Here is a 24417-nt window from a genome sequence, read left to right as displayed (position 1 = left end):
TTTCTATCTTATATTTAGAACTGTCCGGTTTACGCACTGACCTATGGTACAGTTCCCTTGATTTAATTGTATCTGCCCTGCACCATTGCAGTTACAGGTACACCGGCCATTTTTTATGCTGTCCAGTCTCCTACAGACCGTTGGCGATGTCTGTCAGATACTGCCCATAAGCAGTCTTCATCAGCGGCTCTGCCAGTTTCAGAAGCTGATCCCTGTCAATAAAGCCTCTTCGGTAAGCAATCTCCTCTATACAGGAGATATAAAGCCCCTGTCTTTTCTGGAAAGCAGCCACGAAATCAGCGGCATCCAGAAGCGCATCATGATTTCCGGTGTCCAGCCAGGCAAATCCTCTTCCGAGTGTCTCCACCTGCAGGGTTCCCCTCCTCAAATACTCGTTGTTCACGCTGGTGATTTCTATTTCACCTCTGGCGGACGGCTTCACATTCTTTGCAATCTCCACCACATCATTGTCATAGAAATACAGCCCCGGTACCGCATAGTTAGACTTGGGATGCTCCGGCTTCTCCTCAATGGAAAGCGCCTTCCCGGTATCATCAAACTCCACTACCCCATATTCTCTCGGATCTTTTACATAATATCCAAAAATCGTAGCTCCCTTTTCTCTGGACGCGGTTCTGCGCAAAATCTGTGAAAAACTCTGTCCATAAAAAATATTGTCCCCTAAAACCAGTGCAACTCTGTCATTTCCGATAAACTTCTCACCCACGAGAAATGCGTCCGCCAAGCCTCTGGGACTCTCCTGAACTGCATAGGAGATCTCCATCCCCAACTGTTCCCCGCTTCCCAGCAGATCCTGAAAAACCGGCAGATCCCTCGGTGTGGAAATCACCAGCACCTCTCTGATGTCTGCCAGCATCAGAATCGACAAGGGATAGTAAATCATAGGCTTGTCATACACGGGCATGATCTGTTTGGAAATGGCCTTGGTCAATGGATATAATCTGGTTCCGGAACCGCCTGCTAATATAATACCTTTCATCTCTTCCTCCTATATTTGCACAAGAAAGAAGGCTTATCCGTGTCTAACGCGATAATCCTTCTTTCCCTGTTCTGCTTATTTTTCTCTGTACATATCCTCGTAGTATTTTTGATAATCGCCGCTGGTCACGTTCTTCATCCAATCTTCGTGCTCAAAGAACCACTGGATGGTCATGCGGATGCCGTCCTCAAACTTTGTCTCCGGATACCAGCCCACCTCCGCTTTGATCTTATCCGGGGCAATGGCGTAACGCCTGTCATGGCCTTTCCGGTCCTCCACATAGGTGATCAACTTCTCACTCACCAGCTCTTTTCTGGGATCACCCTCAGGCAGCATGTCCCTTAAGGTATCTAAGATAATATGGATAATCTCTATATTCTGCTTCTCATTGTGGCCACCGATATTGTACGTTTCGAAAAGCCGCCCCTTCTCCTGCACCATATCGATTCCCTTGGCATGGTCCTCCACATAGAGCCAGTCGCGGACATTCTTTCCGTCCCCGTAAACTGGCAGCTTTTTTCCGTGCAGTGCATTGTTTATAATCAGGGGAATCAATTTTTCCGGAAACTGGTAAGGCCCGTAATTGTTGCTGCAGTTGGTAATATTGGCTGGAAAACGGTAGGTATCCATATAAGCCTTCACAAGCATATCAGAGGAAGCCTTGCTGGCCGAGTACGGGCTGTGGGGATCATAGGGGGTTGTCTCATAAAAGAACTCACCTTCCTTCTCCAGTGAGCCATATACCTCGTCCGTGGATACATGGAGAAACTTTTTCCCCTCTTTAAAGCTGCCGTCTGGAAGCTCCCAGGCCGCTTTGGCTGCGTTTAACATATTCAGAGTACCCAGAACATTGGTCTTGACAAACACATCCGGATTTTTAATGCTTCTGTCCACATGGCTCTCCGCAGCAAAGTGAACCACTCTGTCTATCTCATTCTCTTCAAAAATCCTGATTATGGCATCCCCATCGCAGATATCCGCCTTTATAAAGGTGTAGTTCTCACGGTCCTCCACATCTTTAAGGTTCTCCAGATTTCCCGCATAGGTGAGGCAGTCCACATTGATGATGCGGATGTCATTTCCATACTTTTTAAACATATAATGAATGTAGTTGGAGCCAATGAATCCCGCCCCTCCTGTTACCAGATAAGTTCTCATTTCTTCCTCCTGTGCTTTTAAGCATACTTTTGGTTCATTATAGCAAAAAAGCCACGCTACTTCAAGCCGATTTTTCCCCGGGAGCGGTGACAAGCCGGGTTTTTCATGGTATAATATCCAAAAATACACGATGTAAGGAGAAAATTTATGAAAAAAACAGCACTGGTGATCATGGCTGCAGGAATTGGCAGCCGGTTTGGAGGAGGTATCAAGCAGCTGGCCCCGGTTGGCCCCAGTGGGGAGATTATTATGGACTATTCCATCCATGATGCTCTGGAAGCCGGATTCAACAAGATTGTATTCATTATCCGAAGGGATCTGGAAAAAGATTTTAAAGAAGTCATTGGAAACCGTATTGAGAAAATAGCAGATGTATCTTATGCCTATCAGGAACTGGACAACCTGCCGGATGGCTTTGCAAAACCGGAAGAACGCACAAAGCCCTGGGGAACAGGACATGCGATTTTAAGCTGCAAAGGCGTTGTCACAGAACCATTTGCTGTCATCAATGCAGATGACTACTACGGGAAAGAGGGCTTTGCAAAGATCCACGATTATCTGGTAAATACAGACCCAACTCCCGGAAAGCTGAATTTCTGCATGGCAGGGTTTATACTGGGCAATACCCTGAGCGAGAACGGGGCTGTGACAAGGGGTGTCTGCCACGTAAATGAGGATGGATACCTGGTGGATGTGACAGAAACCCACGATATCTACAAACTGCCGGACGGAGCCGGAGTGCCGGACGGCAAAGGCGGCTACACCCGAATTGATCCTGCCAGCCATGTATCCATGAACATGTGGGGCTTCACCCCTGAGCTACTGGATATCCTGGAGAAGGGCTTCGCTGAGTTTCTGTCCTCCCTGGCGGAGGGAGATATCAAATCAGAGTACCTGATTCCTTCGGTAGTAGATAGCCTAATTAAAAATGGGACTGCCCAGGTAACGGTTTTAGAGTCCGCGGACAAATGGTTTGGTGTAACCTACAAAGAGGACAAAGAAGTGGTTGTTGAATCCTTCAAGGAATTGGTTGCCAAAGGAGTGTACCCCAAAAAATTATTTCAATGATTGTAAAGGAGTTCTGCATGAAAAAATGCACTAGTTTAACAAAATGGCTGACCGTCTTCCTTCTGATCTTCACCTTTGCTGCTGCACCCTCTTTCAAAGCACAGGCAGCAGACCTGATTTTAATTGAGGATGACCAGGACGCAGAGCTGCCGATGCAGGAGGAAGATGGTTCCGTGGGTCTGCCTGTCATTGAAGACGATACGGCAGCGCCTGCACTGCCAGAATCCGGCCTCCCGGTTCTGTCGGATTACGAGGATACGTCCGATTCCCCCCGGCTCTCCAGGGGAGTACTCCCATCCTCCTACGATTCCAGGAGTAAGGGATATGTAACCTCTGTGAAAGACCAGGACCCCTGGGGAACCTGCTGGGCATTTGGTGCTCTGGCAGCCGGGGAAAGCAGTCTGATAAAAAATGGGGCTGCAAACAACAGCGTTGATTTGTCGGAAATGCATCTGTCTTACTTTTTCTTTCACTCAGTGGCAGATCCTATGAAATTGACCAGCGGAGACAAGGTAATCAACCAAACAGGAAGTAAGTATCTGGACACCGGTGGGAATAATCTTTTCACCATGTTTGCGCTCTCCAGATGGGTGGGTGCGGCAGCGGAGGAGACCGTTCCTTATGGGGGACATCTTAATTATGTCAATGAATCTCTGGCCTATGCAGATATCGCTCACCTGCAGAATGCCCGCTTCGTCAACACCTGTGACAGAAACAGCGTAAAGGAACTGATCATGCAGTATGGTGCTGTTTCCACCTCGCTGTTTTATCACTCCGGTTTTCAAAGTGACAACGGAGCCTACTATTTCCCGTACCGTTCTTACCTGGATAGTTATGGCAGAGTAACCAATACCACCACAAACCATATTGTTTCGATTGTGGGCTGGGATGACAATTACTCACGCGATAACTTCACAGCTGTCTACAACGGACGGTCAATCAAACCCTCTGCAAACGGCGCCTGGATTGCAAAAAACAGCTATGGTACGGGAGAGGGAGATAACGGATATATCTACATCTCTTACGCAGATGTAACTATGAGCGATAAGAAAACCGATTTCCTGTCTTACGCTTTTGATATGGAATCCGCTGAAAACTATGACCACAACTACCAGTATGATGGTTCTTACGGCTCTACCATCCGTTCGTTGACAAACGGCAGTTCCGTGGCCAGCCGCTACACAGTCAAGGGAATCTCCGGGACAAACGAAAGGCTGGATGCAGTAGGCTTTTCCGTATACACCCCAAATGTAAACTATAGCATTCAGGTGTATAAATCCCCGTCCTCTAAGAATCCTACCAGCGGTATACCCATGTTTTCAACTCCTCAGACTGGGCGCACCACCTACGGCGGGTATTACACAATACCCCTGAATAAAAAGCTGGTGTTTCAAAAGGGAGATGTATTCTCTGTAGTGATCACCCTGTCCGCAGTGAATGACTCCTCCGTGTACTATTTTGTGGACTGTTCCACCAACAATGCCGGTCTCACCTTTATATCCAGCGGTTCCGCAGGACAGAGCTTCTATGAGAGCGGCAGCACCTGGCATGACATGGATTCCTGGAGTGATGGGGCCAGCACCCGGATCAAAGCCTTCACCACAAACACCGGTTCAGCAGCCACAAAAACAGATACCATCACAACATCCATCAAGACGCCATCCATCTCCTCCCTGACATCTGTAGCCTACAATAAGATACAGATTAAGTGGAAAAAGATTGCCAAGGCGAAGAGCTATCAGATATACCGGAGCACCTCCAGATATGGCACCTACAAACGTATTAAAACCACGTCAAAATTGTCATTTACCGACGGGAAACGGGCATCCGGCACCACCTATTACTATAAGATAAGAGCCACCCGGAAGATTGGCGGAAAGACCTGCTATACCTACTTCTCCAATGTCAAGGCCACGACCGCCCGCCCTGCAAAGGCCCTCATTACCAGTGCCAAAGCTGTTGGAAAATACCGCGCAAAGCTGAAATGGAAAAAGGTTTCCGGCGCCAGCGGATATGAGCTCCATCGATCCACCTCCAAGAGCAGAGCTTATAGACGGGTAAAGGTATTGACAAAAGGTTCTATTGTTACTTATACCAACAAGGCTCCTAAAAAGCGGAACTACTACTATAAAGTCCGGGCTTACCGACTGGTAAATGGTAGGAAGGTGTATGGAGACTTCTCCGCTGCAAAGAGGATCCACATAAAATAGTTTGTTCAATCCACGTCAGGCAATTTCTTGTTGAGAAACCGGCAGGTGAGAGATCTGCCGGTTTTTTATGCTGATATTCGCGCTGGCAGACAAGCTCGTTTATTCCCGCGGGGTTGTTGACTTATGAGGCAATCCTCATAATTTCCTTTAATCTGCGTATCTCATTTTCATGTCGGTTAATATTGATCTTCATTAATTCCTCCTCTGTAGTGATTTCAGAAGCTTGGTGGAATCTTCGATATAAATCCACATGATTCTCTGCTACAATCCTAATATTACGATTAGTCTACGTCTCCAGAGTAATCTCCATACTGGTCATCTTGCAGCTCAAACCTTCCAGCCTTCTCTCCATTCCTGCGGCACATTCTTCCAGTGCGTTCAGACTGGAGCGAATCTCCTCATTCCCTCTCTCCAGCCTCTGCTGCTGCAATCTCAACTCCGAAACAGAGCTCTCCACACTGATCAACCGATTTTCCATTCTTGCCACTCCTTCTTCCAGCAAAAGTAGTCTGCTTTCCGTCTTTTCAGCGTTTGATTCTAAGCCACTTACTCTGCCTTCCAGCCGTTCTACACTGCCTTGCAGCGAGTCAAGCTTGTCCTCCAATAAGTTTGTCTTATCCTTCAGCATAGATACATCCTGCTTCAACGTACCTACATCTGACTCTATCATCTTCGTGCTTTTTAAAATCAAATCCAGTTTCTGACTATCCGTCATGTTTTTATGACACCTCCAATGGTATTTTATAAAGCACATTATAAGCCATCAAATGCAATCTGTACATTAGCATTTTGCACATATTTTATTGTTTATAGGATGGTCACATATTGTTTCGCCGCGACTATTCAACAGATCTGCGCACTTACGCGGGCCCGTTAAATCATTACGTTTTTACTTGATATGGAATAGTACTTTACCTGTTCTTTTTAAAAACAGGTAAAATGGAAGTAATATTAAAAAACTGATAACTGCGCCTATGAATACCAAACATCCAATGCGAGCCATCACATTTAAAGAGTTTAGAGGAAGAAACTCTATAGCCAATACCATGAGCGGTTTATGAAGCAGATAAATTCCAAAGCTGCATCTGGCCAGCATACGAATCACTCTGTTTTCCTGCCTCTCTGGTTTATCATACATACGACGGAGCAGCTCAAAAAATAGAAGCCCTGCTATACAGACTCCAAGACTGGTATACCATAACAGTCTGTTTGATTTATAGTAATGGTTGCTATACAAAAAATATTGCCCTGCTGTATTCAAAGCCAGAGCCACACAGATTCCCAGCGTAATCCAGAGTGTATGTACTTTCGCCAACACCTTTCGGTTACCTATAAAATACCCTCCAAAGAGATAAATACCATACGTTCCACCCAAAAATGAGAGGTCCAGCTTAGAATCCAAAGAAAGATTAAGAGGCAGCGCTTCTTTGAGGAATACATTAACCGTAGGTACCACGATACAGGATACTGCTGCCAAGACACCTGGTACAATAAAGCACCTGCCATTTCCAAAGGCACTCGTAAGCTTTGCTAAAAAGGGCAGCGCAACATAAACTCCAATAATCATTGGCATATACCACATATGTGAAAGCTCCGGACTTTTTAAAAAGAGCATCTCTGTAATTAAATCAACAGGCTGAAACAAAACGCCTTGGAAAGCACAGGCAAAAAAATAATTGAATACAATCCAGATCTCTGTGGTAATGACCAGCGGTAAGAGTGACTTTTTATAAAACCGTATGGGGTCTAATTCACGGGATAACATCAGTGCACCTGTAATTGCCAAAAAAAGAGGAACCCCCAATCTCCCCACTGTAAAGAGGGAATTTTCCACAATCCACGGGATAAAGTTTATTGTTTGTTCTCCCCGGACGACTGCTCCATAGTAACTCTCTGTGGCATGACAGAGAACTACGAAGAGAATTGCGTATACCCTGGTGTAGTCGATCCATACGAACCGGCTATTACTACTCGTTTTATCCTTCATTATATATGTCCTTTTATTTTCACTAAAACTACTCATTTGCCTCCGATTTTTTTAGATACCAGATACTTAGGCCTTCCTTTTACCTCTTCATAAATTTTCGAGATATAGTAACCGATTATTCCCAGACTGATCATTACGATGCTTCCTATTATTAATAATAATAGAATAACAGTGGTGAAGCCGACAACAGCATGTCCCATGAAAAACTTTACTAATGTCTGTATGCCCAAGACGAATGCCATAAACAGCATGAACACTCCGGCTACGGTGACTATTTGCATGGGTGCTGCCGAAAAAGCCACAATATTTGTAATTGCGTATTTAACCAAGGACCAAGTTGACCATTTTGATTCTCCAGCTTCTCTCTCCTGCACATCAAACTCCACAGAAATAGTACGATATCCTATCCAGGAGGAAAGTGCTCTGAAAAATGCATTGCGCTCCGGCATCTCTAACAACGCATCTACTGCCTTGCGGTCCATTAACTTAAAATCAGAGGCCCTGGACATGTCTATTTTTACTGCCTTAGATATGATTTTATAAAATAAGCCGGCACTTGCTTTATGCAAGACACTCTCTTTACCTCTGCTCCTTTTTACTCCCTCAACTACTTCATATCCCTTTTTCCAAAGATGATACATCTCCACCAACACCTCCGGCGGATGCTGTAAATCACAGTCCATCACCGCACAGCATTCCCCCCTTGCATTTGCCAAGCCTGCAAATAATGCAGATTCTTTTCCAAAATTTCTAGAAAAGTGAATACCCACTACATGAGGATTATCTGAAGCTATCTTTTCAATTTCTGACCATGTATTGTCTTTAGAGCCGTCATTTACAAAGACAAGTTCATAAGGGATGGCTTGTTCCTCTAAAATACCACTGATTACCTGAGCTGTCTTCCTTATCATTTTTTCTTCATTGTATGCTGGTAAGATAACTGATAGCATATTACCACCCTTTCTTTATGAACCACCTTTTATGACGAAGCATAATGTTCTTGCTGTTCGCTGCAATTATATTAGGTTCAGAATGTACTTTGATCCTTGATACCTATGGTTTTCCCTGCACTTTGTGCCCCTGGCATCATTATATTTCAGTTCCAAACCAATTGACTAAAAGTTCAAACTAGTTTATTATTACTACATTAAGCTGAAATAGATATGGAGAATAGAATGAGACTAATTGATGCACAACACATTAGAAGTTCAAACTTACAATTGACTAAATTTATAGCCGCCATTATGGTAATTATATCTCACTCTTTTGTTCTATGTACAGGCTCTGTTTCAGGGGACTGGATTTATAGAATCAGTGATGGTCAATTAACCATGGGCTATGTGGCAGTGTCAATCTTTTTCCTATGCGGTGGATTTTTAATCGCAAAAAGTGCGGAGCGGCTATCTACTTTTTCTTCTTATTGGAAAACTCGAGCATTACGGATTTTCCCTCCATTATTCTTTACTGTAATTTTGTGTATCGTCATTGGAGGTTTGTTTTTAACGCAATTACCCCCTAAACAATATTGGACAGCTCCGCAAACTTGGCGTTACCTTTTAAATGCACTCCTCATTCCGCAGCACGAACTCCCGGGAGTGTTTGCGAATGCACCATACAATTCCACAGTAAACGGGTCTCTTTGGACACTCCCAGTAGAATTTCTTTGCTATATTGCTTGCTTTATATTTTACAAAACAGGCTTTCTTCGTAAAGGAAAATTCTGTTTGACAATTCCGTTAGCTGTGATAACTACCTTATTTTCCTTTTACGTTAGTGATAAAATACCTACGCTGTTTACAGCATTAAGTCCTTGTCTGTTTTTTTATATTGGTATGACCTATTATGTTTACCACGACAAAATAATACTGAACAAAAAGTACTTCCTCATGTCAGTTTGTTTATTCGTTCTCTTCTCCGTGTTTCATTTGCACCGTTTGGGAATGTTCCTTTGCTTTCCCTATATTATGTTTACATTTTGGTTTGGTGCAAGGCAGCTTCCTAGAAAACTAGCTTACATCGGAAACTTTTCATATGGTATTTATCTTTTGGGATTTCCGGTTCAACAGACAATTATTTATCTTTTTAACAATAAAATATCTCCACTTTACAACGCCCTGTTTAGCATTCCACTTGCAGTCCTAACTGGTGCGCTTCTATACTATATAGCAGAGTACCGCAAGAAGCCAAACTAATTAGTTTTCCTGTTCTTCCTCTTCTCGGATTCTGGACTCTAGCGCTAGAATCTGCGCTAAGCGTCTGACTTTAGCAGTTACTCTGGATAAGGCAACTGTTAAGGAAAAAATAATAAGCAGAGAAAATACAAACCCAAGGAAAAAAACCATATTAACAGGCGAATAGATGCCAAGTGTCTCCGCCAGCCATGTCATCAATCCTGGAACAAAGACAAGTATCAGCAATGCAATATCGCATATCATCCATGCCAAAACATACTTTAACTCTAATTTTCTTTTGCGCACCATATTAATAATCAGTGCCAAAACAAATAATAGTATGATTCCTAAAATACACTGTGCTTTAAAAGACATTTTTCCCTCCTAGCGCAAACGCTCTATGAAAATTGCAAGGCTCACTTTAATCATATAATATGCTGACTTACTCAGTGAAATCGAAGATACCCCTGCGACGCGTTCGTGCATTATGACAGGAATTTCCTCCACTTTATACTTATGGCGCAGTAGTCTGGCCACACTTTCAGGTTCGGGATAATCTCTCGGATACTCTTTCATAAATAATGACATGGTCTTTCGATTACATAATCGCATACCAGAGGTTGCATCTGTAATCCTTTGCCCAAAAAGCAAATGAATTAAAAAGGTAAAATACTTTATCCCTATTCTCCGTATGCCGCTGCTCTGGAATCCTTTGTTTTCAATAAAGCGAGACCCTATAACCATATCCAATTCTTTTTCTACAAGTAAATCAACCATCCGCTCCAAATAGCTGGCATCATGCTGGCCATCGCCATCAAACTGCACAGCCACATCATAATTATGATTAAATGCATATAGATAGCCTGTTTGAACAGCTCCTCCGATTCCTAAATTGACAGGGAGATTAATTACGTTTAAATCATGATACTTGCAAATATCCATTGTATCATCCCTTGAGCAGTCATTAATAATGATATAATCAAAGTCGGGAGCATTTTCCTTTAGATTTCTTATTGTTTCTACTATACTATCTCTTTCATTGTACGCTGGAATAATCGCTATTTTTTTCATACTTTTTCCTTATCTATCGTTTACTACAAGTGTCAGATTTCCGTTAACAATAAACTATTCTGCCAGCTTATTGGATCTCTGACCTTTGGCATACTGCTTATTCAGCAGCTTTGCAATAAACCGGGGCCAGAATTTGCAGTACATAACATATTCTTCCTGACTTCTGGCATTGTCACCAATAATCGCAGAAGTCTCTGATTCCTCATGTATTCGATGATACATCAACGGTTCATTTCTATAAATAAATTCTCCTGTTAATTTTGAAAGCATCTCCCAAGCTTCCCAGTCTTCACAGCTCCGAAAGCCATTTTTAAATATTATCTTAGGAAGATTATTCTTAGCGTATAATACCGAAGGACAACAAATGGGAGATCCAAATGAAAGAATCCGCCGCCTTATCCACACACTCTTCTGAAATATCCTGATCCTTAAAGGCAATAACATGAATCTTTTGACATTCAGCAGTGTATTGGATTTGATAATCTGCCCGTCCCGAAGTTCATTATAATCACTAAAAAATATAAGAGGTTTGTTAGCTCTCTCAATATCCTGAAAAGCCTTTTCCAAATAGTCTTTTCTATAAATATCATCTTGGTGTGCTATGGTTACATACTGTGAATCAGCACAGGCATAACCAAAATTCCAGTCTTGTGTAATTCCACCTTCCCCCTCATTGATATAAAGCGGTATATCATGCTGTTTTGCTTTGTTTTCAATAAAACTATTTGGTGTGGAAGTAACCATGATAATTTTGCTCTGTAAAGTTTGTTTTTTTAGTGACTGAATACATGCATCTAGATATTTGCTTTTCTTATAAGCACATATAACAAAGGTATGATTCTGCATAAGCTCTTTTCCCATTTCGTATTTTTGTAACTATTCAACAGGTCTGCGCATTTACTGCGCTGACCGTAAGAAAATGATTCAAGCGTGCAAAAATCCCATCACCGAAGGTGATTTTAAATGGATTTTAGCATGTAACTGTGAAGGTACTGAACAGTTACTTATTTTTAATGTTTTCAATAAATTGAAGTTTATATTTTCCTTCTCTCAATCGAATGATCTTGTATACATTGCCATTTTTAACACGATCCAAATAATAATTTGTCTCTAGATACTTACTAAAATAATCATCTGTTTTATAAATCCATAAATATTCATAATTTTCAGATTCCAATATCTCTGCAAAATTACTAATACTAGTCTCATGCAAACCTGCTATATCTTTTGGCTCACTGCTGTCTTGAAAATAGTATGGCATTCCATCCCGTTTTAGCTGGGTTCCCATCTCATAATCACCGATAACAACCGGGAAGCCATTCTCATCTTGATTTATCATATAAATCTTTCCATTTCCATGGGTTACATCCAGTAGTTTTTCCTTATAGACCTGAAACTTCTCTCTCAATAAATAGGTGTCGTTGTCCCATAAATACCAAGTAGTAGCGCGTCCCACAAATCCGGAATTTAATGTGATACATATAAAAATAACTAAAAATCCAACCGTATATCTCCTGATCTTTACAGTGCTATGGGATACTTTTCCAAGTCGTTCCCCCATAAAAAACGGAAAAATCAGCGGTACAAATCCCAGCATAATATAATCAGAAAAATATCTGTCAATAGAACCCGTTGAAATGCTGTCCGCATAGCCGAAAATTGTGAGATATGCATAAATTAATACCAGCCAATAAATTCCAAACCCAATACAGTACAGTCTAAAAATAGCTTTACAGGATTGCTGCATTCTATCTTTCAAAAGGTATTTACATATTATAAAACTTATTATAACCGCGAAAACAAAGAAAGTAAAGAAAGAGACCCTTGGAAACACGTCACTCAAATTTACAGACACAAAGATCTTCTGCAGTCCACTCATCAGCGTCAATGCAATTCTATTATCTTGTGCCTTGATAACGCCCCCTCGTATTAATGCATTATCCTTTACAAAGACAGACCAAATGATTGTAGCAAGAAATGGCATTATAAACACCAGCGCTCCATATAAATACTGCTTAATTTTATATGTGGTCCTGAATATCTTGACGCGTTCTTTAAAACTATCCCCCAGATTCATGTATGTGTTGATTCCGATGACGATAACTGCAATTACCGCAAACATTGGGCCAACCATACTTTTAAATAAACTGACATTCCATAGTATAAGTAAAGTCAGAATCGGTGCATATTTACTTTTCTTTCCAAATAACTGCCAGGCAATCAGGCCCCCCGCCCACATTGCACAAGCCTGATCACAATATATATTGTAATAAGGCTGGACAAATAACAAGGTCATTGAAGCAAACATAACAAAGGAATAGATGATAACACGCTTTACATCCTTCCATTTGCACCCACTTAATGGCAGTAAAACAGCCGCAAACCATAAAATAAAGTTTGACACATAGTATTGGCTTTCATCAATTATGCCTGTTACAGTGCTTGTAAGCTTTGCCATAAAATAGTGGAAAAAAGTTGTAGAAGAGATCAATATCTCTGCTCCATCAAAAGAACTGCCGTAAGCCAGTTTGTTATGATCCACCATATAGTTTGCAGCTTTCCCCCACTGCGCCAGCTCATCCCAATTGTGAAGCAAAATTCCGCCAAATGCAACGATAGCATATATACAGACAGCTAAAAATATAATGATTCCCGGTGAGAAAAATTCACGCCTTAACGTATTATTTCTCTCTTTAATCCATATTACTCTACGATTGAATATAAGTTGAATTACACCTAATAGAGCAACAATGTATACAAAGATTAATCCAACTCTGGTATTCCCTGCAAGGCCTGTGATATAAATCAATACCAATATGCTCATAATTGCTGCAGCGATACTTTCCTCCGGCGTAAATCTCATTGATTTGTGAAAAAAGAATGCTACTGCCAGCAGAATCAGTATGGTAACACCTAAAATTATAATATTCATTGCTTATACCTCAGCCTCCGGTTTTTTTAACTGCTTTTTATACAAATACTTTATAATGATTATAAAAGAACCTATCCCGACCACAGTAAATGTAATACAAGACCCATATGCTGCTCCGGTAATCCCATACGCCTTTACAAGATTATAGCTTAGAAACGCACTCAAAAGTACAGTAGCAGTCGATACTACAAAAGCACTCTTCGTCATTTTTAACATTCCTAAGATATTGGCAGATGGAGTTCTTAAACTTGCACTAACCATATAAGATATAGTCAGCAGTCTGAAAATTTGAACTGTCCCCTCATAGGAAGATCCAAACAAGATCCTGATCAAAGGCTCTGCAATGATCAATAAACATATCCCTATTCCAATATTTAATACACCATTTGCTATATAAACCTTTTTCAACTCTCTCTTTAGCCATTCTTTATCATGTTTATTTCTTGAAATATAAGGATACATAAATGTCATAACCGCATTTGGGATCATATTTAAAGCGAATGGAATGACACTTGCCGTTCTATAGGAAGCTATCTCTTCTGCATTTTGCAAAACGTTTCCAATAACAAAAGTGTCAATCGTAAACAATACGGAAATCATTGCATTGACTATGCACATAGTTACGGAGTATTTGACAAAATCAGGTACGATTTCCTTCTCCACACGACTTGCGTGTATTATTTTCTTGCCATCCTCTCTTAGATAATACAACCCAACTATGATGCTAATAAGGTAAGCTAAGTAAATCCCCAAAATAGCAGCATAAATCCCATTTAAATACGCTCCCAGAACTACCAGTACTGCATTTAAAATGGAATGAACATTCATCACAATGGCGTATTCCCGGTTTTTGAGCTGCCATCTTAAATTTGAAATGATCCAGTCCTTTAGCCAATAAGCTATAGGCAAAAAACTAAAGGCAATAATACCTCCGACTACTCCTTCCAAATTAGACCCGTCTATCCCTGAATATCCAAGCAAGATAATGCAAGTGATAACGCTTGTCAGCAGCCCCCCCAAAAAAGCAAACTTACTTAAACTGTATTTCTGTTCCAATTTTCTATTTTCCGTACAATACTGTAAAATACCCAAATTGAGTCCCAAACTACAAAAAAGCAAACCAAAATTCGAAATACTTTGTGTATATGAAAAAAGACCGTATTCGCTTTTGGTCAGTAATCTTACAATAAATATACCATATACAAATGAAATCATGCTGTTGATAATCGTAGCACTAAAAATTTGAAAAAAGCCCTTTGTCTTTAAACGTGATATAGCGGAAAAGATTCCCGTCGTTTTATTCATACTTATTTAACCATTTTTCTTTCTATTCTTTATATTCTGCACTCTTTCATGATTATATATCACATCATTCTATAATTCAAGACTAAGTTCGATGATCCGTTTTGCAATACCGCGATACCGTTTCTGTTCACTCAGGTCTTTTACTCGCGTTACCACCCGGACGTCACCCGGGCGTTGGCATCTCTCACGCAAACACGTGCACCGCTCTGGGGAACCGACTTGCCTGAACTGTTACTCATATAGGTCCGAACTATAATACCTCTTGACGATAATGTTTAACTATAATAAAATGTATTCATATGACTTTCAAACAAAAGGAGTTTAGAATGAATAAATTTAAATATACATGTATCCCTATTATCTTATTGTCTTTTATAACAGTGATGGGGGTTGGATGCTCAACTAAAAAAATGGTCTCATCAATCTCAGAAACCGTTGCCAGTTCGGAAACTGCCGCTCCATCTTCTAACCTACCTCTTAGCATAGAAATAGGATTTCATTTATATTCAGGAATTTATGATGGAGAAATGAAAAATGGTTTACCCGATGGCAGCGGTTCTTTTACAACCTTAGAAGAGGATGAAAATAGGACTTCGTTTACTTATACTGGTTTATTTAAAGAAGGGATGTTCAACGGTAAAGGGCAGATCGAATACACAGATGGCTCCACCTTGACCGGTAAATTTAAGGCAAATCTACCAACTGGTTCCTGTAAATATACAACCAGCGATTCCACTTATTATATTGTAGATTTTTATAAAGGACGTCCTCATGGGTTGTTAAGTAAATATTCTGCAGAAGATGAGCTAATCTCCTATGATTGGTTCTATAAGCAGGAACTTATCTCAGATTTAATGGATATGGCCTCATTGCCAAAATATGCAGAATTTTATCATAATACTGCTGACTTGACAAATAATGTATTTAAAGTGCAGTGTACCGTGTCTCGAATACTTCAAACAAAAACCACTTGTTTACTAGAATTAGTGGACGTAAATAATAACATTTATTTATCAGAGTATAAAAATACCATTACAGCACGATATGACCAGGCAATAATTCCTTCATTAAAAAAGGGAGATACTATTCTTCTTTATGGTTTCTTTATTGGCTTAGATACATTATCAACTACTGATTCAGAAGAAGCGGTGACTCCCATGAGTTACTCTTATCCTAAAATAGAACCTGTCTATGCTGAATTAGCAGATGGTAACAAATTCAGTCTAAAAGATGCAACCTATTCCTATGAAGAGATTGCTCAAAATCCCTATATGTATTCCTGGCAGAATACAAAAATAAGCGGGGTAGTACAGGAGGTTTTACTAATTTCTGATTCTGATACATGTGTACTAAAGATTCGTGAATCAAGCCAGGATACCGTGCTAAATAATAATATATATTTTGTTGGTGTCAGCCTAGATGATGAAAGTACTTTACCCGCGCCAGGTGATCAACTTTCTGTTAAAGGAACTTTGCGGGGAAATTATAAACTCTTTAAAACGGACCGTCCAATAATTGAAAATAAAAGTTCTGCGTATGAGTTTTACCCTTATATTAAGGCCACGGATTTCACTATAGAATAATCAGCCCTTTTTAGAAAATTTCAGGGGAGCCGATGACTTATACAAGTCATCGGCTCCCCTGTTTAGGTCTGTCTATTCCCGACACTCCCATGTAACCGTGATGATAATGAACATAACAATTAATTTTTCATAAACTTTGATATTGCATTTGCAATATACTCCACATCTTCCACATCCATATATGGATGCAAAGGCAACGACAATACTGTGTCACATAAACCAATTGTATTTTTCAGGCTGTTGTCATCATAATTAAACTTTCCAAATGCTTTTTGTTTGTGCATAGGTTTAAAATAATAAACCATACTCGGTATTTCCAGTTCCCTCAAAAATTCCTGTAAACCATCCCGCTGCTCCTTGTTTTCTAAAACAATAGTATATTGAGCCCAGCTTGAATAGAATCCTTCCTTAATCACTGGTACTCTGACAAGCTTTTTCAATTTTTCTGTATACCAAGAAGCTACTTTATTTACATTGTCTAACTCATAGTCCCTGAAGGCCTGCAGTTTGGGCTGCAAAATTGCGGCCTGTAAGGTGTCCAGTCTGGAATTCATGCCAATATGGATATTATCATATTTACTCTTCCCTTTTCCATGAATGCACAGGGAGCGCAGATATTCTGCAGTAGAATCATCGTCTGTGAAAATGGCGCCGCCATCCCCATAGCAACCCAATGGCTTGGCAGGGAAAAATGACGTCGTTGCAATGTCCCCAAAGCTGCATGCTTTTTGTTCTCCGATCCTTCCACCAAATCCCTGTGCGGCGTCCTCCAATATCTTCAGATCGTATTTTTCAGCTATCCTTCTCAGTTGATCATACTCCGCCGGTTGGCCAAACAAATCAACCGCTACGATCACTCTGGGTCGAAGTTTTCCCTCCTCTAATGTTTTCACTATCATTTTTTCCAAACTGTCACAGGATATGTTAAAAGTCGTTGCATCCACATCAACAAATATTGGTTGAGCTCCCAGAAAGGGAACTACCTCCCCTGACGAAAAGAATGTGAAATCCGGAACAAATACAGCGTCTCCGGGGCCTATCTCCCAGGCCATTAAAGCTAATGCAAGAGCGTCTGTGCCATTAGCACAGGTAATGCAATGCTTCACTCCCACATACTCTGCCAATTCTCTCTCCAATTCCCTGACTTGTCTGCCGCTTATAAAACTGCATTCTTCCATTACTTGGCTTATTGCAAGGTCAATATCCTCTTTCAGAGCCACATATTGTGCTTTTAAATCTCTAAACTGCATTTGTTTTCTCCATTGTTTTCTAATCAATCTTCTTTAACTCACCATCATTTTCCATATAGCTTCTTCCACATTTGGAACACTTCATATCCTCTTGCAGCTTTTCCCCGCACTCGCAGACCCATCCAATCTGCCTTGCCGGGGTTCCTGCTACAAGAGCATAGTCCTTCACATCCCGTGTAACGACCGCTCCTGCCGCTATCATACACCAGTTTCCTAAGGTGTTTCCACACACTACCGTTGCATTCGCCCCTATGGTTGCCCCCTCTTTGACCACCGTTTTCTTATACCCTGCGCTTCCTTTTGGATAACTCGCCCGTGGTGTTAAATCATTGGTAAATACCATAGCCGGACCGCAAAAGACATTATCTTCCAGTTCTACCCCTTCATAGATCGATACGTTATTTTGTACTTTAACTCCATTCCCAATTTTTACATTTTGTCCGATATTGACATTTTGTCCAAAAGAACACCTTTCTCCAATAACAGCACCCTTTTGCACATGGGAAAAATGCCATATCTTTGTGTCTTTTCCAATGGTAACCCCATCATCTACAAAGCTGCTTTCATGAACAAAGAAATCTTCCATTAAAATTCCCCCTGCATATCGCTGCTTGCAAAGTCCTCCAGAGGAAACTTTACCGGTTTTCCTTCCTTTTGACTTTTGTAAATTGCCAGGACAAGTTCCAGTGCATTCTTTCCGGCATATGCATCTACGTATGGTTTCCTGTCTGTTTGAATGGCATCAATCATATCAGCATACAGACTAGTATGTCCATTCCCATATACATTACTGGTGGGTTCTTCCAAGCCTTTATTTCTTTGATCTTCATCGCTCTCGTCTGCAAAATTCCAGACATCAATATTATTTGTGGATTTTCCACCCAGTTTCACTGTTCCGTTTTCACCAAATAAATACAGTGTCTCCTCCAGATTCTGAGGATATACATTTGTTGTCCCCTCTACGGTAGCAACTGCTCCGTTTTTGAATTTGACAACCGCCATGCCTATATCCTCTGCCTCCAGATAATGATGGAATTGTTGGCGCGTCACTCCATAAACCTCCTCGATCTCTTCCCCCATCATCCAGCGCAATAAATCAATGCCATGAATACACTGATTCATCAAGGCTCCACCATCCTGCATCCAGGTTCCTCTCCAAGGCGCCTGAGTGTAGTAACCCTGATTTCTGTTCCAACGTACATGAATGGACCCGTGGGACAACTTGCCAAATCTTCCGCTCTCTAATGCATTGCGCATTTCCTGCACAGCAATATTAAACCGGTTTTGATGACATGCACAAACCTTTACGCCCTTTCTTTCCGATCTGCGTATGATTTCATCGGCATCTGCAATACTCATGGCCATAGGTTTTTCGATAATCACATGAATCCCTTTGTCAATGCAGTCTAATGCTATCTGGGCATGTCTTCCGCTCTCTGTTGCTATGCCTACAAGCTCTATCTCATTTTCACTGATCATCTTCTTATAATCAGTATATCGTTTTATGCTCTTATCCTCTTTCACGCCATTTTTTTCCAGAACTGACTCCATGTGTTCCGGAACGAGATCACAAACTGCAACGATTTCCAGTTGATTATTTAATGCTGCCTTTACGTGGTTTGTAGAGATCCTGCCACATCCAATTAATGCATACTTCATATTTTTTCCTTTCTCTAAATAGTTACTAATTTTCAAAGAATCTATGAATTGGTTCCATTACTACTTTAATATCTCCCAATTCTTTGGCATATTCCCGAATCGAGGATGCTATTTCATTTTTGTTTTTACCACCATAAATAGTATCGTAAAATTTAACCAGCCTGTCAATATCTATTGCTGTTTCATCCGAAGGGAACTGGCATATATAGGGATATTTATCGGCGTTAAAAATATCTATGTCTGTGGAGGTGATCATCGGCAGCCCCTTTGCTGCATACTCCCTGCTTTTTAGAGAACTGGACAGCGTCAATCCTTTCCTGTGCAGCCCCAGGCATTCTACCGCTATATCACATTTATCATATATTTTATCCAGCTCTTTGCCAAATTTAGACCTGCACAGAATCACACAATCCTTTATGTTATACTGTTCAACTAAGTCCTGATACCGCTTTAATTCCGTCCCTTCCCCTACCAAATAAAACAGTATCTTTCTCTTTCCTCCATTATTATAGTATCTTCCTAACCCTTCAATTAATCTGTCATACCCATGCCAGGGCGCCAGGTCGGCAACTCCGATTAAAGAGATCGTATCCTTTTGCTGATTAGAATGATCTGCAATACGAACTTCTGAGAAATCTATCCCGTTGCAGGATTGGATCGTTGGAATCCCATATATTGACTTGTCCCTGGAAAAAGTAACGATTTGATCCACATACCTTTTCATCCGGTTACGATACAGTTTGTCCAGCAAAAGTACAATCCTGTTTTCTAATGAATCATGAAATTCCGCATCGTACGGGTACGTTGGGATTTCTATAATGACCTTGGTATTTTTTGCGTGTAATAATTTCAATAATCTGTAGAATTGACCATCAGCAAACACATAACGGATATAAACCCCATCATATTTCTTTTCCTTTAAATATTCCGTTAAATATTTACTCGCTGAAACCTTATATGGCCTTTTCATTCCCGATTTTATAATATGATCCGTGCCATCTCCGGTATCCATCACTAACTCTGTGTCGTTTTTTCGATATACAGCGTCAACTTGGTAACCATAACTTCGCAATGTTTTTATCTGTGTGGATATTTTTTTATTAATGCCCTGACCAGCTATCGTCATGTCCCTTACTGTATAATATAGTATTTTCTTCATTTACTCTTTTACACCTTTCCTGTAAGCATCAAAAGCCGCATAACTATTTCACTGCTTAAATTGGGTCTCCATGGCTTTAGATAGAATGTTTTTCCCAGACTTTTTAGGAAGGAATACTTCTTACTGTCAAATAAAGAGAGGAGTGCCTGGTTACTGCTGCTCAGCTTCTCCTTATACTGTTTTGAAAACTCCATATTTCTATCTTTCACATCACTGTTTCCTTTTATTGCATGGCCAAACCATTTTATTTTCTTTCCTAAAGAAATCTTTGTCACACTGGTATCTAGCCGACGGTACTTAGCGCAAACTTGGTTATTAACATGTACGGTTCCAAAGCCTAACGCAATTGCTCCTGCTAACCAATCATGTGAGTGAACTTGTTGCGGGTTACATCTCAGCATTTCATCCCGAAGTGCTTTATTTATCACCATGGAAAAGCCCACCCCAAAAGTTCCTGTCAGCGCCCTCCGGAAACATAGGCTTCCATTTGGAGGCTTTTGCAGCCCAAGGCTGTTCCCGCTGTCATCCATCATTTCACTCAAACTGTAATATAAAAGCGGTTCTGTCTGCTTTTGCTGCTCCAGCCACTCAACCGCGAGACGCACCTTTTCAGGCAGCCAGATATCGTCCTGATCACAAAAGCTCCAGTATTCTCCCTTATCTGCTAATTTTAATAACTCAAAAAAGCTTCCGCAAAATCCTTTGTTTTCCCCTGTATATAAATAAATTTTTCCCTTTTCTTCATATTCCTTCAGTATATCCATTGTCCGGTCAGTGGAACCGTCATCTCTGATGTGAATCTCAATGTTTGGATAATCTTGTGCTAATAAACTTTCTATCTGTTCACGTATATATTTCTCTCCATTATAGGAAGATAGAATGATATTTACCTTTGGTTGTGTTTTCCTCATTGCATTTCTCCTACGCCATATATTTAAAAAACGGAATCCAACTCAACGATTTTATAACGGTACACATGGGTCTCACCATATGAAAATATGCAACATATATTTTTAGCTTATGGGAGAATGGCGTTTGAATATTATGAAACCCTGGGTGCCACTTATGCTTCGTCCGCATTTCTTTCCAACAAGTTTCAATCCTTGCTGCTTCCGACTTGTTTTCCCTTTTATCTACTGACCAGTAAATTTGTTTCATGGAAGAAAAGTACATTCCAAGAGAAAAATTGTCCAGTTTTAGATTATTCTGATATTTTTGCAGATAATGATAAACATCCTTAAGGCCTAAATAGATATCTTCTGCATTCCTTACAGAGTACGTATTCGAAAGAGATCCTTTTGTATGCACATAGTAGTATAAACTCTCAGGTATAATGACAACCCGGTCCGCGCATGCCAATAATCCTACGCTTGCCACTAAGTCTTCCGCCTGCTTATACTGCTCGGGCATCTTAATGCTAAAGTTCTCAAACAAATCTCTCCTTATAACCTTATAGCACAAGCTGTTTAAAGACATATACGTATAATTGAGCAGCCATTTTAATACCTCTGTACTGGAATATACTTCTTGACTCAGATGAAAACTTGTCTCGTTTATCAGTTGAATACTTTCTTCCTCTATATAAACATTTTTTTCCTGGCAGATAGCAATGGATGCTTTTGTGCGTTCTAAAGCTTCCGTCATCACTTCATACATTCTATCTTCCACAAAATCATCACAATCTACAAATCCTATATACTTACCCCTAGCCGCCTGAACCCCTCTGTTTCTTGCAGCAGCTGATCCAGAATTCATTTGTGAAATTAGGCGGATTCGCTTATCCTGTTCCATCCGTCTCTGTACTACAGCGGCCCCTTGATCGGTAGACCCATCATCTATTACTACTATTTCAATATCTTTTAAGCTTTGGTTCGTTAAACTGTCAAGACATCTGTCAATCGTATGTTCTCCATTATACAAGGGTACGACTATACTCGCTTTACACATACATTTCACCCACCGTTTATCTCATTTTGTATTTCCCAAATATACACTCTCACTGCCTTCATCTTTCGGGATGAGCTTATACAAATCACCATTTTCTATGCTTTTAAGTCCATAGGTGTCTTTTAACTTATGATACTCATCATTTTCTTCTTCTGGATCTATGAACCAAATATATTCATATCCCTCATCCTCTACTAATTTGGGATTTTGTACAACATCCAATATCATTCTGGTTCCACTCTCCTTGTTGTAAACAGTATAACTGTCTTTATCCCACCTATACTGTGTTCCCAACTCATACGTATACATTTTTACCGTATTTTCTTTCAGTTTACCAACTATTAAAATTGGGCCGTCTGTATCTATCAATTTATTTAGCCTATTAATTTCCTTAGATACTTTTGTTCGAAGTTTCCAGCTTGATTCATCCTTACGGTTAATCGTTGTCGCTTTCGATATAAATCCATTCCCAGTCCCAAACATGCAGAACACTAGTATACCTATGCTTACATTTTTCAACAGTTTCCTATTCTTTACCGCAATATTTTTGCAGAATAGCGGCGCTATCAGTGGTACAAGTCCAACCAGCATGTAATAAGACAAATACCGTTCCAATCCAGCCACACTGCGGCTGTCACCCACTCCAAAAATGTTTAAATACGCATAATACATAATAAAGAAATATGCCACAAATCCAAACAAGTACAGACTAAAAACTACCGTCATAACTTTTTTTTGTGATATATTCTTTATCATGCCTCTTAAAAAATAAAACCCTGCTGCAAAAACTGCTGCAAAGATTACATAACTAAAGAAAGGTGCTCCTGCATCCGCGTTTCCCAGAGTCATAAATATTTTCTTAATCATCAAGGACAGAATATTCCCTGGTGATTTCCCGGAAATATTTCCGCCTCTGCTTAGAACATTGTCACGCAGAACAGAGGACCATACAATATTAATGCTAAAAACAGACACGATTCCTGCAATACCTAAGAAAATATAACCTTTATGGGCCATGTTCTTTAATGTCTGAAGCGGCTTTTCCGTAAAACCATTTTCAACGAAGCTTTTGACAGCGGCTACCAGAAATATCATGAGTCCAAATAAAGGTCCCACAAGGCTTTTCATTGATCCAATGCACACAAGGCTGCCAATAAGCAGTATCCAGTTTATTTTTTTTTCACAACGCCATAAAAGCCACGCAATGATACTCCCTGTCCACATTGGCAATACCCAATCCTGTAACAGAGAATAGTACTTTACGTAGCTAAATAAGTTCATTGCAAAAAAGATGCTCACTGCATATAAAAAAACGGTTTTCCAATCCTTCCAGCCAACATCTTTCATCAAAAGCATAATTGGAATGAATATCAGAAGAAAGTTCCCTACAAAACTGTTGCTTTCTACAAATGGAAACAGGCCTATCCAAAAGTACTGAAACATCGTACACGCAGACAACGTTATGGATGCCCCGGTAAATTCATTGCCAAATGGCAGCCTTCCGGATTCCGCCATATATTTCAGGGAATTTCCCCATTGATATACCTCATCAGGATAGGTATACAATCCCTTTCTGAAAAAAATCAATGCATACAGAAAAACACCTGCTATTATGATAAGCGATGGTGAAAAAAAACCTGCCATTCTAGTTTTCAAACACATTCTATTATGCCTTCTTGCCCCCATATTAGCAAGAAAGGCAAAAAGTCCCACAGCGGCAAATATGGCCAATATTATATAAGAATATTTTGCATTTCCAAACAGGCCCGCTCCTAAAACGGAAAGCATAATCAAAACTGCTGTCATCACCATACTCTCCTCAACGGAAATGCCTGCTATCTGGTACCAAAAGGCAACGATTAACAGAAAAAATATGAATATAATCGCCATACCCACCGCATTACTCATGGACTTCTC

The 24417-nt window shown here is 40.4% G+C and carries 21 protein-coding genes; 4 read left to right on the top strand and 17 right to left on the bottom strand.

The window, feature by feature from the left end; all coding sequences use genetic code 11:
- Positions 1-130: 130 nt before the first annotated feature.
- Positions 131-1000: a glucose-1-phosphate thymidylyltransferase RfbA gene (gene rfbA / locus AC0THY_RS08270; protein WP_489993953.1), complete on the bottom strand. Its 870-nt coding sequence runs from the start codon at positions 998-1000 to the stop codon at positions 131-133.
- Positions 1001-1075: 75 nt separating this feature from the next.
- Positions 1076-2158, bottom strand: coding sequence for a dTDP-glucose 4,6-dehydratase (gene rfbB, locus AC0THY_RS08265; protein WP_489993952.1), 1083 nt, complete (start codon positions 2156-2158; stop codon positions 1076-1078).
- A gap of 147 nt (positions 2159-2305) precedes the next feature.
- On the opposite strand from rfbB, the gene AC0THY_RS08260 reads away from it, so the two are divergent.
- Both AC0THY_RS08260 and AC0THY_RS08255 read left to right on the top strand, forming a co-directional pair.
- Positions 2306-3226 (top strand): nucleotidyltransferase family protein, encoded by a 921-nt coding sequence (locus tag AC0THY_RS08260; RefSeq protein WP_489993951.1) that lies wholly within the window; start codon positions 2306-2308, stop codon positions 3224-3226.
- 17 nt (positions 3227-3243) lie between these two features.
- Positions 3244-5436, top strand: a complete 2193-nt coding sequence (locus AC0THY_RS08255; protein WP_489993950.1) for a C1 family peptidase — start codon at positions 3244-3246, stop codon at positions 5434-5436.
- A gap of 286 nt (positions 5437-5722) precedes the next feature.
- Here AC0THY_RS08255 and AC0THY_RS08250 read toward each other — a convergent pair whose 3' ends face one another.
- The 3 genes from AC0THY_RS08250 to AC0THY_RS08240 form a co-directional block, all read right to left on the bottom strand.
- The gene (locus AC0THY_RS08250) at positions 5723-6151 is read right to left on the bottom strand and encodes a hypothetical protein (RefSeq protein ID WP_489993949.1); all 429 of its coding nucleotides are present in this window, start codon (positions 6149-6151) and stop codon (positions 5723-5725) included.
- Between the two features lie 174 nt (positions 6152-6325).
- Entirely contained in the window at positions 6326-7423 is a 1098-nt protein-coding gene (locus tag AC0THY_RS08245; protein WP_489993948.1) for an acyltransferase, read from the bottom strand.
- A gap of 32 nt (positions 7424-7455) precedes the next feature.
- The gene (locus tag AC0THY_RS08240; protein WP_489993947.1) at positions 7456-8373 is read right to left on the bottom strand and encodes a glycosyltransferase family 2 protein; all 918 of its coding nucleotides are present in this window, start codon (positions 8371-8373) and stop codon (positions 7456-7458) included.
- 225 nt (positions 8374-8598) lie between these two features.
- On the opposite strand from AC0THY_RS08240, the gene AC0THY_RS08235 reads away from it, so the two are divergent.
- The gene (locus AC0THY_RS08235) at positions 8599-9615 is read left to right on the top strand and encodes an acyltransferase family protein (RefSeq protein ID WP_489993946.1); all 1017 of its coding nucleotides are present in this window, start codon (positions 8599-8601) and stop codon (positions 9613-9615) included.
- Here AC0THY_RS08235 and AC0THY_RS08230 read toward each other — a convergent pair whose 3' ends face one another.
- From AC0THY_RS08230 to AC0THY_RS08210, 5 genes are all read right to left on the bottom strand, one after another.
- Complete coding sequence (locus tag AC0THY_RS08230; protein ID WP_489993945.1) at positions 9616-9969, bottom strand: DUF2304 domain-containing protein; 354 nt, start codon at positions 9967-9969, stop codon at positions 9616-9618.
- Between the two features lie 9 nt (positions 9970-9978).
- Positions 9979-10665, bottom strand: a complete 687-nt coding sequence (locus tag AC0THY_RS08225; RefSeq protein ID WP_489993944.1) for a glycosyltransferase family 2 protein — start codon at positions 10663-10665, stop codon at positions 9979-9981.
- A gap of 54 nt (positions 10666-10719) precedes the next feature.
- Positions 10720-11511, bottom strand: a complete 792-nt coding sequence (locus tag AC0THY_RS08220) for a glycosyltransferase (protein ID WP_489993943.1) — start codon at positions 11509-11511, stop codon at positions 10720-10722.
- Between the two features lie 154 nt (positions 11512-11665).
- Positions 11666-13597: a hypothetical protein gene (locus AC0THY_RS08215; RefSeq protein ID WP_489993942.1), complete on the bottom strand. Its 1932-nt coding sequence runs from the start codon at positions 13595-13597 to the stop codon at positions 11666-11668.
- A gap of 3 nt (positions 13598-13600) precedes the next feature.
- Positions 13601-14902, bottom strand: coding sequence for an oligosaccharide flippase family protein (locus tag AC0THY_RS08210; RefSeq protein ID WP_489993941.1), 1302 nt, complete (start codon positions 14900-14902; stop codon positions 13601-13603).
- A gap of 326 nt (positions 14903-15228) precedes the next feature.
- Between AC0THY_RS08210 and AC0THY_RS08205 the strand changes: the two genes are divergently transcribed.
- Positions 15229-16485 (top strand): hypothetical protein, encoded by a 1257-nt coding sequence (locus AC0THY_RS08205; RefSeq protein WP_489993940.1) that lies wholly within the window; start codon positions 15229-15231, stop codon positions 16483-16485.
- A 119-nt stretch (positions 16486-16604) separates the two neighbouring features.
- On the opposite strand, the gene AC0THY_RS08200 is transcribed toward AC0THY_RS08205, so the two are convergent.
- Genes AC0THY_RS08200 through AC0THY_RS08170 form a run of 7 tightly spaced genes read right to left on the bottom strand, consistent with a single transcriptional unit; the run spans position 16605 to position 24408 of the window.
- On the bottom strand, positions 16605-17735 hold the full coding sequence (locus tag AC0THY_RS08200) for a DegT/DnrJ/EryC1/StrS family aminotransferase (RefSeq protein WP_489993939.1): 1131 nt from the start codon (positions 17733-17735) through the stop codon (positions 16605-16607).
- A gap of 19 nt (positions 17736-17754) precedes the next feature.
- Positions 17755-18321 carry an acyltransferase gene (locus AC0THY_RS08195; RefSeq protein ID WP_489993938.1) on the bottom strand — a complete coding sequence of 189 codons (567 nt, stop codon included), beginning with the start codon at positions 18319-18321 and terminating at the stop codon, positions 17755-17757.
- Complete coding sequence (locus tag AC0THY_RS08190; protein ID WP_489993937.1) at positions 18321-19394, bottom strand: Gfo/Idh/MocA family protein; 1074 nt, start codon at positions 19392-19394, stop codon at positions 18321-18323. Before AC0THY_RS08190 ends, AC0THY_RS08195 begins: the two co-directional genes overlap by 1 nt.
- Positions 19395-19419: 25 nt before the next feature.
- Positions 19420-20553 carry a glycosyltransferase gene (locus tag AC0THY_RS08185; protein WP_489993936.1) on the bottom strand — a complete coding sequence of 378 codons (1134 nt, stop codon included), beginning with the start codon at positions 20551-20553 and terminating at the stop codon, positions 19420-19422.
- Between the two features lie 8 nt (positions 20554-20561).
- Entirely contained in the window at positions 20562-21464 is a 903-nt protein-coding gene (locus tag AC0THY_RS08180; protein ID WP_489993935.1) for a glycosyltransferase, read from the bottom strand.
- A 10-nt stretch (positions 21465-21474) separates the two neighbouring features.
- Entirely contained in the window at positions 21475-22500 is a 1026-nt protein-coding gene (locus AC0THY_RS08175; protein ID WP_489993934.1) for a glycosyltransferase family 2 protein, read from the bottom strand.
- Positions 22501-22521: 21 nt separating this feature from the next.
- Complete coding sequence (locus AC0THY_RS08170) at positions 22522-24408, bottom strand: hypothetical protein (protein ID WP_489993933.1); 1887 nt, start codon at positions 24406-24408, stop codon at positions 22522-22524.
- Positions 24409-24417: the final 9 nt, after the last annotated feature.

The sequence above is a fragment of the Ruminococcus sp. 8Y-12 genome, from assembly GCF_058119865.1.
Note: the sequence above shows the minus strand (reverse complement) of the source record. Positions and strands in the feature narration are given on the sequence as shown.